Origin of the sequence: Kribbella sp. NPDC050820 (assembly GCF_040653975.1) — a bacterium.
Classification (GTDB): domain Bacteria; phylum Actinomycetota; class Actinomycetes; order Propionibacteriales; family Kribbellaceae; genus Kribbella.
Genome location: NZ_JBFAHB010000087.1, coordinates 20,227 through 36,342, shown reverse-complemented (window position 1 = coordinate 36,342; position 16,116 = coordinate 20,227). Strand labels below are relative to the sequence as shown.

Here is a 16,116-nt window from a genome sequence, read left to right as displayed (position 1 = left end):
CCCGCTTCCTCCTGACCTCGCCTGAGGCCAGCGTCTCGGAAAGGGGTCAGATTTCAGTTGCCGTCTGGGGGTCAGTTTTCACGTGCCGTCGACAGACGGCCGACACCATCGACGAAGCAAGCGTGCTGATGGCTGACGAGGTCTGGTCAAAGGTGGTCGATCGACCGGAACCACGCTGACTGGTCGTTCGTTGCATGCTGCCCTCCGGGGGACGGACGTGCTGTCTCTAGTTACGCTTGGTCGAGTTCCGCTTCGTCGCCTTCTTCGCGGCTGCCCGAGCCGCAGGCTGGCCCGGCACGGGCGGTGATGTGATGCCACCGACCTTGGTGGGGACGACAACGACCGTGAGCGTCGTCGTCAAGACCGGAACGATGGCGACGTAGCGACCGCGAGGGTCGAGCGTCGTGGGCGTGTCAATCTCGACCACCAACCGCGTCGACGCTCCCGGCAGGAGTGGCTCGTCGTCAGGAACGAAGCGCACACCGAGGATCGCGTGCGCCAACGCGGTGCCCGCCGTCTTTGCCGCCCGCACCACCAGCCGATCAACGTCGATTTCAGCCTCGTCCAGTTCGTCGAACAGGCTCAATGCGCCTCGGAGCGAGCGACACATGATCAGCTCGTCATCAAGCGGCGCCGCAATCACGCCGGCGAGGGATAGGTCCAGGTTCCCGCCGTTCTCTGCGATCACCAGGCGCGACGAGTGACCGGACCCGGTTACCAAGACGACACTCGGCGACAGCCTCAGCTGCGGATGCGGCGCAACCTGAAGGGTCATAGACTCCTGCACGTCCCCGACGGTCACGTCGAAGCGGTACGACCCGGGGGCAGCGGTGGGCGGAACCTCGAAACGGATGGGAATCCGCGCCGACGCGCCCGAGCGCAGCAACCCCAGGACGCGGACATCGAAGGTCTCACCCGGTGCCCCTCGCAACCCGTCGAGGTCGCGCACCTCGGCGGAGCGGATGACGACGCGCTCGTCTCCCGCGTTGCGCAATACCATCGAGGCCCGGCACCGGTTGGCACGCAGACGCGGCCCGGGCGCCTCGGCGAGGGTCTCGGTGACGGCGAGCGGTTGGCCGGTGGCTCGACCGTTCATTTGGACTCCTCGGCCGGGTCGAGCGGGCCGGCGACGTCAGTCGCCGATACGTATGCGCAGGCCGCCATGACGACCATCAGCCCCGATGACCTCGGGCTCGGGCGGATCGGCCCGGTGGTGGGCCGGCGGTCGAGGGTTTCGGACCCCTTCGTCGGAGCCCCAAGCCACTGCCGGACGGATGTCAGGATCGTCGATGACGATGTCTTGGTGACCCCGCAGCGACACCGATGCCAACTCCGTACCGAGGACGGAGACAGCCAGGCAGTGATGGTACGGCCGCTTGACCTTCGTCCGCGGAAGCTTGTTGATGCCGAGATTGATGCAGAGGTCCAGGACGACCGGCTTCACGTCCATCTGCATCTCGGTGCGGATCGGTTCGGTGATCGCGAGTCGCGACACCGTGTCCATCTCAGTCCGCAGTGGCTCAACGGAGACCGCGGCGCGGATCGGATCAGGCATTCGCATGGTCGTGTCGATGGCCATGCGCGAGTCCATGTCGACGTCGGCATCGATGCCTGACGTGCTCTGTACGACGGCGTTGACATCAGCTTCAATGTCGAAGCTGTCCGGAACCTTGCCCATGAAACACCTCGTTCAGCTTCCCAGAATCTGAGACGTCGATATCCTCGATGCTATGCCACAGAATGCTCGATGTTAAGCCACCGAATCCTCCGTTTTAAGCCAACGAATGCTCCATTTGCGGCACCAACCGCCGCCGTTCCAATGGCAGTTGTGCCAGTTCAAGCGTCGCGGCGTCGGACTATTCGAGCGGTGCGGATCCGCGCTCGCGTAAGGGAGAGGCGAATGGCTTACGATCGCTCACTCGTCGACCGACTCCTGCGAGAGTCCCGTGAGATCGTGCTCCAGGAGCTGCAGGAACTCTTCGAGGGCAACCGTCCGACTGGATACGGCCCGCTCTACGACCTGCTCGCCGACTACCCCTTCCGCGAGGGCAAGAGCCTTCGACCCGCCATACTCATCGCCTCGGCCCGAGCAGCGGGCGGCCGCACAGAGCAGGCGCGGCTGAGTGCTGCCGCACTTGAGCTGTACCACAACGCCTTCCTGGTCCATGACGACGTTGAAGACGATTCGGACTTCCGCCGGGGTGAGGTCACCATGCTCCGCTTGCACGGGGCCGCGGTGGCGGTCAACGTCGGTGACGCCACGAATGTTCTGGCGATGCAATTGTTGCTGCGCAATGCCGAAGTGATCGGACTGCGACGGGCTCTGCTCATCTTGTGTGAGGTGGAACGCATGGCACGCGAGTCGGTGGAGGGTCAGGCGGTCGAACTCGATTGGATACGGCAGGACATCTTCGATCTCAATGATCAGGACTACGTCCGCATGGCGTACAAGAAGACATGCTGGTACACAGTGATCGCTCCGTTGCGCATCGGTGTGCTGTGCGGATGCCCTGCCGGTGTGCGCTTTCCCATGGAGCGGGATCTCGTTCCGCTTATCGAATTGGGCCACCTGGCCGGCATCGCCTTCCAGATTTGTGACGACCTGCTGAACCTCGAAGCCGAGCCGAGCGTCTACGGCAAGGAGGCAGCGGGAGACCTCTGGGAGGGGAAGCGCACACTCATGCTGCTCCACTTCTTGCGCGAGGCTGACACGGCGTCCCGCAAGCGTGCGCTGGCCATCTTGCAGACGCCACGTCGGAAGAAGGAGCCCACCGATGTGCAATGGCTCCTCGACGCCATGATCGAACGCGGCTCGATCGCCCACGGACGCCGCATGGCAGATCGATTTGTCGAAAGAGCGATCGCACTCGACGAGTACAGCATGACATTCTATGAGGAGAATGAGGCTCGTCATTTCCTCAGAGAGATGCTGTGGTATGTAGTCGAGCGAGCCAAATAGGACGGGGGTCGACTCGTGCCCATCCGCATACATACCCGTGAGGATCTGTTCGACGCGCCGCCGACTGCGTCGCCCTCGAGCCGCAGGCAACGCCTCACCTTCGACGCGATCGAGGGGGTCGTCGCCTCAATCCGCCAAGTCATCGTCTCATTCGGCCCTTGGGCACCGCGCTGCGTGCTCACTCCAGGTCCACGACCGCTCCTCGCCGAGGCATCGGCCGGCCAGCTCATACGCGCCACGCTCACGGTACAGAACCTACAGTCGGCGGTGGTCGTGGTCAGCCCGGCGTTGACCGTGTTGCGGCGGGCCGACGGCGGCACTTGGTCACCCGACCATGTGCTCCGGTCGGCCGTGCGGCTGCTGTTTCCGGGAGAGACGACCATCATCGATCTCGCCGTCACAGTCGCCCCAGGCGTGCCGGAAGGAACCTACAACGGGTCCATCCGGTGCCTCGCCACGACCGGGATGGTGCCGTTGCGCATCGTCGTACATGAATCGAGCGAGTGGTGAGTCCGGCCGACGCGAGTGGCCCGGCGTCGTCGGCGCCTCGGGCCGATTTTGTCGACCATCCCATGGAGTTGGGACGCGGCACGACGACGTTGCTTGTCGGCGTGCTTACGCGAGCCGCCACGCTCTCCGCCATCACTGGCGCGCAAGCGGTCGCATCGATGATCGCCGGTCTCGCCGCACTCGGACGATCGGTGGCCGAGACAGTCGAGGGGCGGCACATGCGTGACGCCCTCGATCGAGGCCGCCTTTCCGAGAACCTGGACCTGCTGTTCGGTCGCCTCGGCTTGGGAGCGCTGGCATCGGCGTCGCCGCCGACGCCCATGCTGGAGGACTTCTTCAACGACGTCGCCCTCGTGCTCGCTCCCGACATTTCGGAGTCCGTCGATGCCGCATTGGCCAGCGTCTTCGAAGGATCGGGCATAGGCATTCTGCGTTCGGCCGAGCCGGTCGATCCCGTCGACTTTCTCGTCGGCCTCTGGGCCTTCGCGAGCGAGGTTGCCGCGACGCTCAGTGATGTCATCCAAGCTGGCCCCCTCCTGGACCGCGTCACCAGCGCCGATGAGCAGGCAGCCGGACAAGGCCGGATGCTGCGATGATTTTCGCCGACTTGCTCCGACCGCCCGGTCCCAACGATCGGCTCGCCGCCTCATATAAGGACTGGCTCCACCTCAACGTGTTTGACGCTGCGACTGGTATCGCCATCGTCTTGAACGGCGCTGTGCAGGGTGCCGCCGATGATCCGCGCGCTGTCGTCAGCACGACGGCCCTCGTGCACCACGCGGGACGTTGGAGCACGTACCACGAGACGGTGTCGCGTTCGCAGACGACCATCACTGAGCGGACCCTGGCCGTCGGCGACCAACTCGTCGTCCAGCTCGATCCGGTGAGCGGTGGCATGACCACGACGTTTCGCCATCCGACCTCAGGCCTAGCCGTCCACATCGAGGCAGTGCCCCGGACCCGCGTCATCCAGACGGTGGCCCCGATGCCGTTCGGCTCGGGCTGGATCGCGTGGCGAGCGACCCCGCTCCTCAGGTCGAAGGGGTATATGGAGGCGCCCGGACGTCGGATCAGCCTCGACGACGCACTCGCCTACCACGACCACAACTGGGGACGATGGCACTGGGGAGAGGACATTGGCTGGGAGTGGGCGGCATGGCCGAGTGAGCACGGCGCCCTCGTAATGAGCCGGGCGACCGACCGCGCGCACGGCCAAGGTGCCGCGAACGTCACGATCGCGCTTCCCGCCCGGCACGGCTGGCTGAACCGGTCGTACGGGGGTTCGTCTGTGGAGGTCCGCCTAGCAAGCTGGAGACGCGGCTGTTCCCGCCGCCTGCCGGGTGCGATGGCAGCCCTGCATGCAGAACGGTCGAGTCCGCGGCTGCCAGGAACCATCGAGCTACGGGTCGACGACGGATTCGATCGAATGACAGCGCGCTTGCAGGTGGAGGACGCCATCCAATTGATCGTGGCAGATCCCCAGCTTCCCGGTTATTCCTACATCCACGAGATGTTTGGACCGTTCCGCGCCTCAGGGATGCGCGGCGGCGAGCGCTTCGCCTTTCACGGCCGAGGGGTGTTCGAGTATGTCGACTGACGGCCCGGAGTCAGGTCTCAGATTCTGGCTCCCCGAGTTGGTGGCAGCGCTCGATACCGACCACTGCGGCGCCGGCGCCCAGCTCCGTTCCATCCTCACCGGCCGAACGGCGCGCATCGGCCTTGACGACGATATCGTGCTCGTCGAGTCTCTCGCCGAGAGCGAGATGCGCGTTCAGGCAGACGACCCAGGGGTCGCATGCGACGGGTCGGGCTTCACGACCACCGTCGTTGTCCTCGGGTTGCTCGACGCCGACCTCGAAATCGATCAGGCGGTGAGGAGCGGAGGCATCGAGATCCGCTCTCCCATCTCCGACACGCTGTGGATGTATAGGATGATCGAACTACTTCTCGACGCCTCCAGCCGCGTGCCCCAGCTGCGGGAGCTGGCGCGCCAGTTCCGAGACCAAGCCGGCACGACCCACCGGCAGCCCTTTGTTGACTGGCGCACCGGATCCAGTGACGCCGAGAGCGCACTGTTGGGTCAGCTCGGTCTCCTCGCCGAAGCCACGGTCGATCTCCATGCCTGACAGTCGTCCGCGCGACCGGCTCCGGCCTCAGGACCGCTTCTTCCTTGACCAGGAGGCGCCCGGTTCGACGATGAATGTCGGAGCACTCGTCACGGTCGAAGGAACGAACCACGACGCCTTCCTCATCGACCTCACGAAGCTGTTCGCATCGAAGATCCATCTCCTGCCGCGCCTGCGTCAGCGGCTGGCCACAGTACCGCTCGCCGGTGCCTCCGCGGTCTGGGTCGATGACGCAGCCTTCGACCTGAGCGCCCGCATCCGGATGGCGCCGCTCCACCAGGTCCCTAACGGGGCCGCACTGCTGGCGTTCGCCGGTGCGATCGTGTCCGAGCCCTTAGACCGCAGCGGACCCCTCTGGGACGTCGCCGTAATTCCCCGTACCGGCAACGGGCAAAGCGCGGTCGTGCTCCGCTGGCACCACGCTCTCATCGACGGCATGAGCGGCATCGAGATCGGCAAGCTGCTGCTCTCTGCCGATCGAACCTATGCGCCGCCTCCACCTGAGCCATGGACGCCGGACCCCGCTCCGGACGATAACGCGCTGGTGGCTGAGACGCTCGCTCTGCAGGCGGTCGACACGTTCCGTACTGCCGCGCAACGGACGGCGCGGTGGGCCGACCGCGACGAGGATCGTATCTCGACGGGTGCGCTGCTCCAGGGACTCGGCACCTTTGCCGAGCTTGGCACGGCGCCACCGAACCCCTTCCGACCGGCGCGGCCGGGCGCCCGACGATACGCCGCCGCCGCAATACCTGAGGCCGACCTGCAGGGCATCCGGCGCCGGTTCGACGTCAGCCTCGAAGCCGTCATACTCTCCATCGTCGCCGGTGCGACGAGCCGACTGCTGCTGGCCCGGGGCACCGAGCTCGACACACTCCGCGTGTTTATCCCGCGCACGGTGGCCTTCCGTTCGCGCTCTGCCGAGTTGGGGAACCACGCGACCTTCAATGTCGTGGACCTGCCAGTCGGCCCGGTGCCCGAGGCGAATCGGCTGCACGATATCGCACAGAGTCTGGAGCGGGTGCGTCACAGCCATCAGGCCGAGGCCGTTACAGCCATCGCCGACCTCATCGCGTCGGGGCCGTCGCTTCCCGGACCGGTCAACCAGACGCTGGCGCGGTGGTTCGGCGCCCAGAACCTGGTGCACGCCGTGGTCTCGTACATGCGAGGGCCTAGGCGCCCGCTCTACCTCGCCGGACGAGCCCACCTCGGGACATGTCCGATCCTTCCCCGATCGAACGGCGTAGGGCTGCTCTTCGGCGTGGTCAGCCTCGGAGGGACCACCAACTTCGGACTCGTGGCGGATCCGCTGGCCGTCCCCGACCTGGAGTTCCTGGCTGCTGCACTCCGTCACGTCGGCCGGGAGCTGAGGAGCTGACCGACGTGTTCGATCGGACCGACCAGCCGGAGTCCCATCAAGACTCGCGGTTCGTCTGTCGCGAACTTGAAACCGACCGAAGGCGACAACAGCGACCAGGCTTTCAAACACGGCGCGATGGGCGCTTCCTCACCTGCCAGCGTGGGCGCCCGATCTATAGGTGAAGGTTCAACGAATCGCCGGTTTTGCAGACAGCGCAACGCACTCGATGTCGCCCAAGCAGCGTTAGCATGACCGTCACACATCTGGCACCTGAGGCGTTTCACCAATCTGCAACGAGTATTCCGGCACTTCCCACCGCCCGCCGTTGAGCATGTATGGACGATCTACCACCCCCGTTCGGACATGCTCCGGCCGCCCGCCATCACGTCTGCGAACACTGCGCCGACACCTACACCCCAGCCAGATCCGACCAACGCTTCTGCTCAGATCGCTGCCGCCTCCGGCACTGGCGAAGCCGAAAACGGGTCCGCTCGGCAGAAGCAATCGAAGCCGAACACATCACCGGGCTCCTCGCAGAAGTCGACCGATTGCAGCACCAAGTCAGCGAACTTCAGCGCGTCAACGGGACCCTCCGCGAAGCCCTCCGCCGCGCACAGACGCGCCTGATCTCGGGCCCAATTCCGTACGCTAGGTGGAACCGGATGTAGGCGCGTGGCGCGTAAAGGAGCTTGAGATACGGGCGGCATCACCGCTGCGTTTCTGTGGACTCAGCGGGATCGGCGGTTGGTGCTGAGGAACATTGCGACCAGGGCGCTCAGGTCCCCGGTGCCAAGGACGCAGCCGCCGATGGTGTGACCGGCGTTCAGCAGGAGGAAGGACCAGTAGCCAAAGAGGATCGAGATCAGGGCACCGCAAAGGATTCCAAGGACGCCGATCAACTGCTGGCGTCGGGCGAGGTCGTTCGCGTCACGCTGCTCGGCGACCAGCGCTTCGGTGATAACCGCGGCCAGCGCCGGGTCCACCTGCGTCAGGCCCTTCACATCGCGTACGTCGATTGGCATAGGACCACCCTGACGGCAACCTCGTCACCGGCGATGTGGCACGAATGACACGAACGGCACCGTTCCGAACTCGGCTAACCTGGTTCGGTGGAGGACTCCGTCGGCGCTTGGAGCGAGTTCTGCCAGCGCCTCCTGCTGTACCGCGGCCTGATGCAGGACTTGCACAGTGATGGCGCTCGTCGATCGTCCACGGGTGAACCCAGCGCACGGTCCGTGGCACGCCTGGCCCGTTGGGGCGCCGACGGCTGCGCCATATCGCTCCCGCATTTCATCGCCGCCGAGAAGCGTCGGCCGGTCGAGGACCGCGCCATGCTCAATCCGATCCTCGATGTTCGCAACGGCGTGCACGCCGCGTTCCCGCCGAACGTCGCGGTAGCGCTTGTCCGGGCAATCCGGCAGTACGACGAGGACTTCCGTCCAGCCGTAGTCCGCAGCCTGCAAGAGGCAGCGGGCGAGCGAAGTCGTGATGCGATCGCGGATGCGTACCGCTCGGTTTTGGACCGCTTGCCGGAATATTACCCGGCCGGTATGCGGTTGATCGACGTCGCCGCCCTGAGCAGACTTGTGCGTTGGGAGGCGCCTGACCCTGAGGTCGTCTCCGCTCCCGGCCGCTACAGCGGACTTACCTGGCGACACGGGGAGACGTGGACGGAGACCCTTGCGACGCAGCATGGTGACCTCGTCGTGCTGGGCGATCCTGGTTTCGGCAAGTCGACGATCCTTAAGATGCATGCGCTCGCGTTGACAGACGCCGGCCGGAGGCCCGCATACGCACACCTGACTCATTTCGCGGCCCGGTTGTCGCAACGCTTGCGTCCGACGAGGGATGAGGCCCTGGACGCGCTGGTGGCCGCAGTCCTCGACGGTCTGGTCATCGACGGCGATGCGGAGACGTCTGCAGCGCTGAGATCCGACGTCGCGACTGGTCGGAGCGAGGTGCTCCTGGACGGATGGGACGAGGTGACCGACCATGCGGCCAGGAAGGCCGTCGAGCGCGGGCTCCAAACTCTCGCGCTTCCCGGCCGGGTGATCGTAGCCTCGCGGATCACGGGCTACACACCACCACTCGCCGAGGCGGCCGAGTTCGTGATCAGTACGCTCGGAAGGGAGCAGATCACGGCCTTCATCGATCTCTGGCACCGCCACAGTGCCCCCGCCTCATCGCCGAAATCGAGGCTGCTCGCCGCGATGCAGACCTCAAGCGACTTCGCGTCGTTGATGGAGGTTCCGGTCCTGGCGGGGTTCTCGGCACTGATCGCCTCCCATAGCGTGGACATGCCGACGAGACGCGCTCCTCTCTACGCACGAGCGATCGAGCTGCTGCTGAGTCAGGTGTGGAAGAAGGATTCCCCCGCGTACAGCCCGCCGAACGAAGCCGAGCGGATCGAACGGATTGAGGCGGCGAGCTACCTGGCCTGGTCGATGGCGACTGGGGACCGGTCCGCAGAGGAGTCGCAGGATTGGGGCGATGAGGTGACGTGGCGCCTGGCGCGGACCCTGATGCCAGCGAACCTTCGTGCCCACGTGAATCCGCTGTTCACTCAGGATGGTCTCCTCGTTCGTGCTGCTCCGTTGGTCGGCGGACACGCGGCCGGTTCGGACGTTTCTGCGGACGCCGTTTTCATCTGGTTGCACCGAACGATCCAGGAGTACCTCTGCGCGGAGTTCATGTACGCGAAGACGGTGCGGAATCCCGAGAGCGGCATGGTCGACGCGGCGCAGCGTTCGCTGGCTGACACGTGGTTTGTGGTACTCGAGCTCTACGCCGGTATTCTGTCCAGCCGTCATCCGGCCCTCGACGAGGCCTGGCGGGCCCGCTTGTGGACCCTGCACCAACATGCGGACCCCGCCGACCGGTACGGGCTGATGCTGCTCAGCCTGATGGACGAGCTTCCTGGCCGGTCTCCAGTAGATCAAGACGTAGTCGACTTCGCATTCGCCACTGATCACGCGGTCCGCTATCGGCTCGATCTCGAACGCGCAGCGCGAACCCTCCTTGAAACCCCATTGCCAGGCGGGTGGGTGAGCGCGGGCGAGGCTGCCAACCTCCTGGCGATGGACCCCAAACGAGTCCGCGAGATACTGCTCGAGTTCATCGAGACCGACGGCGGTTGGGGCGGTCGCCTGGAGAATGCCAAGGAGCTTGCCAGTCTGGACCTCATTGCAGCACAACGCGTCGTCGTCGAGCATCTAGTGCGTGATCAGCCGTTCTTCCCGGGGTCGGTGCTGCGCGACCTGCCCGATGATCTGACCGCCAGGTTGGTCGAGGGTTACGAGCGGACCCCCTGGCCGAGGCGGATTCGCCTAGCACAGGCATTGGCAGCAACCGGGCGTGCAGACGCCGCGGATCTGATCAAATGTGGTGATCCGACCGACGTCCAGGCATACCTGATCGCTCGCACGGCGACGTACCACTGGCCTGATGACGAACCTCAGCGCATCATGCCGCCCGTCGAACCAGCGCAGCTGCTCGCTCCCGCCGCGCTCGGCGACGCGTGGACACAAGTCATGTTTGCTCAGATCGAGCCGGAGACCGTACTCGCCGGCTGGGATGACGCGACCGACTGGATGCGCATCGGGCTCATCAGGTATCCCGACCATCGCGCAGCAGCTCTGGGTCGGGCGGGGGATAGCGCATCGGACCTCAACCGGCCCGATGCTTGCGCGCCGGTATCCGAACATCTCCGCTTCGGCGTTGCCCTTCTCAGGGTCGAGGCGTCTCCGGATCCGATCTTGGTGCCAGCCCTCCTGAAGTTGATGCAGGGCGCCGCCTCACCGACGTTCCGATGGGCGGACAACAGCGACGGTCCCAATCTGGATTGGGATGATCAAATCCTCATGACTTTGAGGGCCCAGGACCCCCACAGCGTCTTCTCTGCGGCGGTCTCCGGCACCGATCCGGCGATCCGGTTGGCGGTGCTACGCGAACTCGGGTGGCAGGTCCTACGCCCATTCGCGGTCGAACTGACAGAAGATCTGACGATGATCACCACCGAGGAACTGCCGAGTGCGGCGGTGGCGATTGGGAGCCAGCCCGATCTCACTGATACCAAGAAGGCCCTGGCGAACATCCTCCGAGAAGTCGAGCGGTCACCGGATCCTCGTCGGCGCCGCGCACTCTTCGCCATGGCCGATCGGATAGCCGCTCACCACCGGCCGCGCCTGTGGAAATCTCTGACAGACGCTTGGACGACCAGTCTCCCAGACGTCGATGCAAGACATCGGGCGATGGAGGGATGGGCTTAGCATACGCGGGTGCTCGACGCTTACGGCTGAGCGCAGACATGGCCGCCCGCGCATGTTCTGACGCCGCCGTTCGCACCGATGATGTTCAACGCCCGAGCTCGGGGCAGTACGCATCGATCAACGTTCGGGTGAGTTGTTCTCCGCGGGTCGTGAGCGCTGCCAAGTTCTCAGGGCTCATCTTCGCGAAGTTGGTTCGGTAGCTGAACACACGTTGCCGAGGTACCAGGTCCTTCAGCGGGCGAGGCAGCCTTGCATCGTTCATGCCGAGGTAGCTGTACACGATTCCCTTGAGTCGACCTGATTCCGCGAGTTGGTGCACAAGAGCGCGCGTTCCGTCCTGGTTGCGGATGTGTGCGATCTCGAGGCTGCGCTTCATCCGGAACAGCCAGCGGTTCGGAGCACGCGGAGTCGTTCGGCCGCTTCCGGCGTCGATCGCGATCAGATAGTCGAGGTCGTAAACATGGCTCGTGAACGCACTCGAGCGTCCAGGCAACAGCGGGGTGAGACCCAGGTTGTCATAGATTCCGCCGTCCGTCATCAGCATCGTCTTGCGACGCACCGTGCCGTCGGACTGCGTGAACGTGTACGACCTGTTGAGCTGTGGCAGCAAGGCCGGGAACGCGGCCGAGGCCGCCACTGCGTCCGCCACCGGAACGGGTTCGCTGATCACACCGTACGGCGAGCACGAACTCACTTTGCTGCCGAAGCGGACCGCGTTGGCGGTGGAGAGGTCCGTCGCCGAGATGATGACATCCAGCCCTGGCTGTGTGACCTCGGGCATGGTCTTCCTGCCGAAGGATCGGGCGGCCAGGGTGTCGACGAGCGATTCGGTTCTGGTGCTGCGGCGGTTCCGGCCAGGAAGTGCCGCAGCGACTCCACTCGTCAGGTTCGCCGCAGCCCGCCGTGGAGAGAACGCCCTTCGAATCAGTTCGGTCTGTAGACCACGACTCAGTAGCCTGGTGACCGACTCGTCGAACTCGTCGAAGTCGGACGGCCCGTAGGCCCACAGGGCCGACAGCAGACTGCCGCCGCTGATGCCGGACACCACCTCGACGTCCCCAAGGAGGTTGCGGTCGTGCAGAGCGCGCAGTGCCCCGAGCCCGAAAGCTGCTGCCCGAGAGCCACCACCGGAGAATGCCAACCCGATCTTCGGCCGCTGTACGCCACTCATCGGAGCCGCCAGAGTCTTGGCGACCACCATCGCATACGAACGCGCTCCGACGACATGCCGAGAGACGCAGCGCCACTGGAGCGTTCCGTCCGATCAGCACCGCTGTATCCACCACGAAAGTACGATCCAGGTGGCAGATGCTGTAGGTCCTGCCCACCGGCGAAACCAGGATGCCCAGCCGCTACCAGGCTGGCGGAGCGCGGCACGACCCGTGCGAAGATCTCGGGCTCCGATCCAGCGGATCCGTCCCGCCAGTTCGACCAGCGTTCCTCGTTCCCAGCAAAGATCAGCATCAGCGCACGCGTCCGCCTGCCGTCAGGCCGAACGATTGAAGCCATGCCTTGTTCGTCGGTCGGACTCGGATACGCCCGGCCACCTGGATGCGTGTGCCAGTACCCCACGAAGCCACTGACCTTCCCGGTCCGCTTCAGCTCGGAGTCGACACGTTCCTGCGCTCCGTCCACCGCGAACTGGAAATAGCGCTCGGAAAGGTAGCTGTCGGCTCATGCCGCACCTCCCGGTCCCTCGGTGAGGTAGTACGGGTACACCAGGTTCCCGGCGGCGTTGTTCGCCCGGATCCGGTAGTCGACCTTTACGAGCAGGACGTTGCCAGCGTCCTCGGGAGCGGTGACGTCCACGCCCAGCACGTCCACGCGGGGCTCCCATCGGACCAGGGCGGTGCGCACCCGCTCGGCGACCACGCCGTGGAAGGCGACGGTGTTGGGCTGGAACACGAGCTCGTTGACACCACAGCCGAAGTCCGGCCGCATGACCCGCTCCCCCGGCGCCGTGGCGAGGATCAGCCACATGCTCTGGCGCACCTTCTCCTCGTGCGCCGACCACGGCAGACGGCCCGCGACCGGGTCGGGTCGGACCGGGAAGGGCCAGCCGCGGCCGATGAAGGCGGAGTCGTCGGCGAGCTCGGTCATCTCAGCTCCCTGCCAGAACGATGCCGACCGCGACCACCACGCCGGTGATCAGGCCCAGGTCGTCGCAGGTCTGGGCCTGGTCGCCCGCGCGGGCCAGGCCCTTCCCGTTCACCAGCACGGTCGCGCTGCCCTGGACGATCTGCCCGCGGTTGGTCGGTGGGATGACGAAGGTGCCGCCCTGCGGCAGGTGGGGCGGGGTGTTGGACGCCGTACTGCCCACCGTGGCGGCACCGGCTCCACCAATGATCACGTTCGAGCTGACGGACCCGTCGATGATGCCGCTGAACGGGTGCGGTACGACGACGGGCGGCGTCGTGCCAGGCGGCTGGATCAAGTGCGAGTCGAGCGCGGTGACGCGATCACCGGCGCGGGCCGCAGATGCAGGCATCGACCTCCTCCTTCAGTTCAGCTGGATCGTGCTGTCGCTGACCTTGACTTGTCCCTGGCAGTCGAGCGTGAGCTGCTGGTCGGCCTTGATGTTCACGGTGCGTCCGTGCAGGGTGATGTCGCCCTCGGCGGCAGTGACCTCGACGTCACCGGTCTCGGCGCTGACCGTGATCTTCGGGGCAGCGCTGTCGATGACGACCTTCTGCTTGCTCCCGTGGGCGACGATCTCGATCTTCTCCTTACCCTTCGTGTCGTCGAAGGTGATGACGTGCCCGCTCCGCGAGGTGATCGAGCGGATGTCGTTTGCGACCGGGTCCGGGTCCGTCGGCGGCTTGTCGGTCTGGTTCCAGACGCCTCCGAGCACGTACGCAGAGCGCATGTCGCCACGCTCGAAGCAGACCATCACCTCCTCGCCCTTCTCCGGGCGGAACAGCACGCCGCGTCCGCCACCTGCCGAGGGCGTGACGATGCGGCACCAGTCGCTCGGGACATCGCCGAGGTCCGGGAACGTGACCTTCACCCGTCCCAGCCGCTTCGGGTCATCGAGGTCGATGACGACACCCGGGACGACGCCGGGCACCGCGCCTCCGCTCAGGTGTTCCATCTCGTCTCACTCCCCTCGTTCGCGCCGACAGGTAAACGCGGTGGTGTAGCCGCTCGAGCCCAGCGTGTGGGTGCTCGACATCACCTCGTAGCGACCCGAGAACCGCGTCCCCACGCCGGAGATCTCGACCACCGCGCCGGCTCGGAGGTCGGGCAGACCGACCACGGAGCCGCTCGCTGTGACGGTGCCCTGAGCGATCTCGCGGAGGCGGTCTCGCGCCACTTGTTCGGCCTCGGCACGGTTCGCGACGGTCGCGGTGACGACCTCGCCTCGGTCCTTCACCGCCTGCTGCAGCTCGCCGTCGAGCTTGCCCAGGCCGAGATCGGACCGGTCCACTGTGACCTCGATCTTCTTCTTCTGCAGCCGGTCCCAGGCCTGGACCGTCACGGACTCGACCTGCCTGGCTGTCGACAGGATGGGGTCGAACTGGGTGAGAGTGGCGCCGTAGTGCAGTTTGTAGACGACCTGGTCGGTCCCGTCCGTCGGACCGAAGTAGACCCTGGGCCGACCGAGCTTGTCCTGTCCCTCCTCGACGAAGATGTCGTAGTTGTGCCACCGGGCGAGCGTCATCAGGAAGAGGAGGTCGAACTCCTTGTCCTGCAAGAGGTACGGGTACGGGCTCTCATTGCGCGGAGCGGTCCGCAGCGAGACATTCAGGCCGTCTGCGACCTTCTGCGCGATCTGGCTCGCGGTCAGGTTCTCGAACTTCCGCGACTGCTGCTTGCCCCGCAGCCGGTGCAGCACATTGAGTCCGCCGACAACGAGGGTAGGTGCGCCGCCGGCCGGGAACGTCGGCTTCATCGACGTGATCTCGGCCGTGATCATGCGGCGGAGCTTGTTGCCCTGCCCCTGGTAGCCGAGCCACAGCTCGATCTCCTTGCCGGGCATGAACCGGTCACCGTCGCTGTAGGAGAAGGTGTACTTCTCGTCGTCCCAGTTGCTGACCGTGATCTCGACGTGATCGATTTTGGCGAGGTCGTCGCCGTAGCTGACCTGGGTCACGTCGTGCACGACCTGCGCCGGCAGCTCGCCCCCGCGTGAGGTCAGCAGGAAGCCGGGGACGTAGAAGTCGCGCGTCTCCTTGTCGGCGCCCGTCGTGATCGGTACGGCGGTGGTCATGCCGGCACCTGTGTCGGATCCAGCGGCGGCACCGTCAGGCGGAAGCCGGGGGCGGGACGGATCGGGTCGGCCCCGGGGTTCGCGTCGGCGATCACGCGCCACGTGCGGGGGTCGCCGTAGTGGTTGGCCGCGACCGAGGCCAGGGTCTCTCCCCGTCGTACGACGTGGGTGCGCGTGTGGTCGCTGGACTGCAGGTTGAGGTCTTTCAGCTGCTCGGAGAGTCGCCGGTACTCCCGCAGCCCGAGGGAGACCGTGGCACGCAGGGGCACGCCTTCGGGGCTGAAGAAAGTGAACCTCTGCGTGACCGACTCGGCTACTGCTTCGAAGGTCAGGCCCTTGCCCCAGGTGATCTTGAACCGCGGCGCCGCGTGGGTCCTGGGTTGTACGCGGACGAGCTCGTGGAAGGCCTTGGTCAGCTCCGTGACGTCGTCGGGCTCCTGCACGAGGCCGTTCTCGGTGGTGTCGAGGAAGAGATCCAGCGTCAGCTTCTCGCTCTGGCCGCGTACGAACTGCAGCACAGGTGAGTCGAGCCCCGGGATGGCAATCTCGGCGAACGTGGCGGACTTCGCCAGCGCATACTCGGTGGGGTTGAACTGCACGTGGATGAACTGCGGCAGCCCGCGTCCCGAGTCGATGGCGCCCTGGTCGAGGATCTCGATCATCGCCTTCACCAGTGCCACGGC

The 16,116-nt window shown here is 65.7% G+C and carries 18 protein-coding genes; 8 read left to right on the top strand and 10 right to left on the bottom strand.

Annotated features, from left to right (window positions below; translation table 11 throughout):
• Nucleotides 1–226: 226 nt before the first annotated feature.
• Entirely contained in the window at nucleotides 227–1,096 is an 870-nt protein-coding gene (locus tag AB0H36_RS41860; RefSeq protein WP_360536576.1) for a hypothetical protein, read from the bottom strand.
• A 36-nt stretch (nucleotides 1,097–1,132) separates the two neighbouring features.
• A complete protein-coding gene (locus tag AB0H36_RS41855; protein ID WP_360536574.1) occupies nucleotides 1,133–1,678 on the bottom strand; it encodes a hypothetical protein in 546 nt (181 codons plus the stop codon).
• A 222-nt stretch (nucleotides 1,679–1,900) separates the two neighbouring features.
• Between AB0H36_RS41855 and AB0H36_RS41850 the strand changes: the two genes are divergently transcribed.
• The 7 genes from AB0H36_RS41850 (at nucleotide 1,901) to AB0H36_RS41820 (ending at nucleotide 7,623) form a co-directional block, all read left to right on the top strand.
• A complete protein-coding gene (locus tag AB0H36_RS41850; RefSeq protein ID WP_360536572.1) occupies nucleotides 1,901–2,959 on the top strand; it encodes a polyprenyl synthetase family protein in 1,059 nt (352 codons plus the stop codon).
• 267 nt (nucleotides 2,960–3,226) lie between these two features.
• The gene (locus AB0H36_RS41845) at nucleotides 3,227–3,469 is read left to right on the top strand and encodes a hypothetical protein (RefSeq protein WP_360536570.1); all 243 of its coding nucleotides are present in this window, start codon (nucleotides 3,227–3,229) and stop codon (nucleotides 3,467–3,469) included.
• Nucleotides 3,466–4,065, top strand: coding sequence for a hypothetical protein (locus AB0H36_RS41840; protein WP_360536568.1), 600 nt, complete (start codon nucleotides 3,466–3,468; stop codon nucleotides 4,063–4,065). Before AB0H36_RS41845 ends, AB0H36_RS41840 begins: the two co-directional genes overlap by 4 nt.
• The gene (locus AB0H36_RS41835; protein WP_360536566.1) at nucleotides 4,062–5,066 is read left to right on the top strand and encodes a hypothetical protein; all 1,005 of its coding nucleotides are present in this window, start codon (nucleotides 4,062–4,064) and stop codon (nucleotides 5,064–5,066) included. Before AB0H36_RS41840 ends, AB0H36_RS41835 begins: the two co-directional genes overlap by 4 nt.
• Complete coding sequence (locus AB0H36_RS41830) at nucleotides 5,056–5,595, top strand: hypothetical protein (protein ID WP_360536564.1); 540 nt, start codon at nucleotides 5,056–5,058, stop codon at nucleotides 5,593–5,595. Before AB0H36_RS41835 ends, AB0H36_RS41830 begins: the two co-directional genes overlap by 11 nt.
• Nucleotides 5,588–6,973, top strand: a complete 1,386-nt coding sequence (locus AB0H36_RS41825; protein ID WP_360536562.1) for a wax ester/triacylglycerol synthase domain-containing protein — start codon at nucleotides 5,588–5,590, stop codon at nucleotides 6,971–6,973. Before AB0H36_RS41830 ends, AB0H36_RS41825 begins: the two co-directional genes overlap by 8 nt.
• 317 nt (nucleotides 6,974–7,290) lie before the next feature.
• The gene (locus tag AB0H36_RS41820; RefSeq protein WP_360536560.1) at nucleotides 7,291–7,623 is read left to right on the top strand and encodes a DUF2116 family Zn-ribbon domain-containing protein; all 333 of its coding nucleotides are present in this window, start codon (nucleotides 7,291–7,293) and stop codon (nucleotides 7,621–7,623) included.
• A 60-nt stretch (nucleotides 7,624–7,683) separates the two neighbouring features.
• Here the strand turns inward: AB0H36_RS41820 and AB0H36_RS41815 are convergent, their stop codons facing one another.
• Nucleotides 7,684–7,977, bottom strand: a complete 294-nt coding sequence (locus AB0H36_RS41815) for a hypothetical protein (protein ID WP_360536558.1) — start codon at nucleotides 7,975–7,977, stop codon at nucleotides 7,684–7,686.
• 87 nt (nucleotides 7,978–8,064) lie between these two features.
• On the opposite strand from AB0H36_RS41815, the gene AB0H36_RS41810 reads away from it, so the two are divergent.
• Nucleotides 8,065–11,223: a hypothetical protein gene (locus AB0H36_RS41810; protein ID WP_360536556.1), complete on the top strand. Its 3,159-nt coding sequence runs from the start codon at nucleotides 8,065–8,067 to the stop codon at nucleotides 11,221–11,223.
• Nucleotides 11,224–11,308: 85 nt separating this feature from the next.
• Here AB0H36_RS41810 and AB0H36_RS41805 read toward each other — a convergent pair whose 3' ends face one another.
• The 7 genes from AB0H36_RS41805 to AB0H36_RS41775 are packed head-to-tail and all read right to left on the bottom strand — an operon-like array spanning nucleotide 11,309 to nucleotide 16,113.
• A complete protein-coding gene (locus AB0H36_RS41805; RefSeq protein ID WP_360536554.1) occupies nucleotides 11,309–12,421 on the bottom strand; it encodes a patatin-like phospholipase family protein in 1,113 nt (370 codons plus the stop codon).
• Nucleotides 12,391–12,858: a Mov34/MPN/PAD-1 family protein gene (locus tag AB0H36_RS41800; protein WP_360536552.1), complete on the bottom strand. Its 468-nt coding sequence runs from the start codon at nucleotides 12,856–12,858 to the stop codon at nucleotides 12,391–12,393. The genes AB0H36_RS41805 and AB0H36_RS41800 overlap by 31 nt, the downstream gene beginning before the upstream one ends.
• Before the next feature lie 39 nt (nucleotides 12,859–12,897).
• On the bottom strand, nucleotides 12,898–13,323 hold the full coding sequence (locus tag AB0H36_RS41795; RefSeq protein ID WP_360536550.1) for a GPW/gp25 family protein: 426 nt from the start codon (nucleotides 13,321–13,323) through the stop codon (nucleotides 12,898–12,900).
• Nucleotide 13,324: 1 nt separating this feature from the next.
• Nucleotides 13,325–13,711, bottom strand: coding sequence for a PAAR domain-containing protein (locus tag AB0H36_RS41790; protein WP_360536548.1), 387 nt, complete (start codon nucleotides 13,709–13,711; stop codon nucleotides 13,325–13,327).
• 12 nt (nucleotides 13,712–13,723) lie between these two features.
• Nucleotides 13,724–14,314 carry a phage baseplate assembly protein V gene (locus AB0H36_RS41785; protein ID WP_360536546.1) on the bottom strand — a complete coding sequence of 197 codons (591 nt, stop codon included), beginning with the start codon at nucleotides 14,312–14,314 and terminating at the stop codon, nucleotides 13,724–13,726.
• A 6-nt stretch (nucleotides 14,315–14,320) separates the two neighbouring features.
• Nucleotides 14,321–15,433 (bottom strand): contractile injection system protein, VgrG/Pvc8 family, encoded by a 1,113-nt coding sequence (locus AB0H36_RS41780; RefSeq protein ID WP_360536544.1) that lies wholly within the window; start codon nucleotides 15,431–15,433, stop codon nucleotides 14,321–14,323.
• Nucleotides 15,430–16,113 carry a hypothetical protein gene (locus AB0H36_RS41775; protein WP_360536542.1) on the bottom strand — a complete coding sequence of 228 codons (684 nt, stop codon included), beginning with the start codon at nucleotides 16,111–16,113 and terminating at the stop codon, nucleotides 15,430–15,432. The genes AB0H36_RS41780 and AB0H36_RS41775 overlap by 4 nt, the downstream gene beginning before the upstream one ends.
• Between the last annotated feature and the right edge of the window lie 3 nt (nucleotides 16,114–16,116).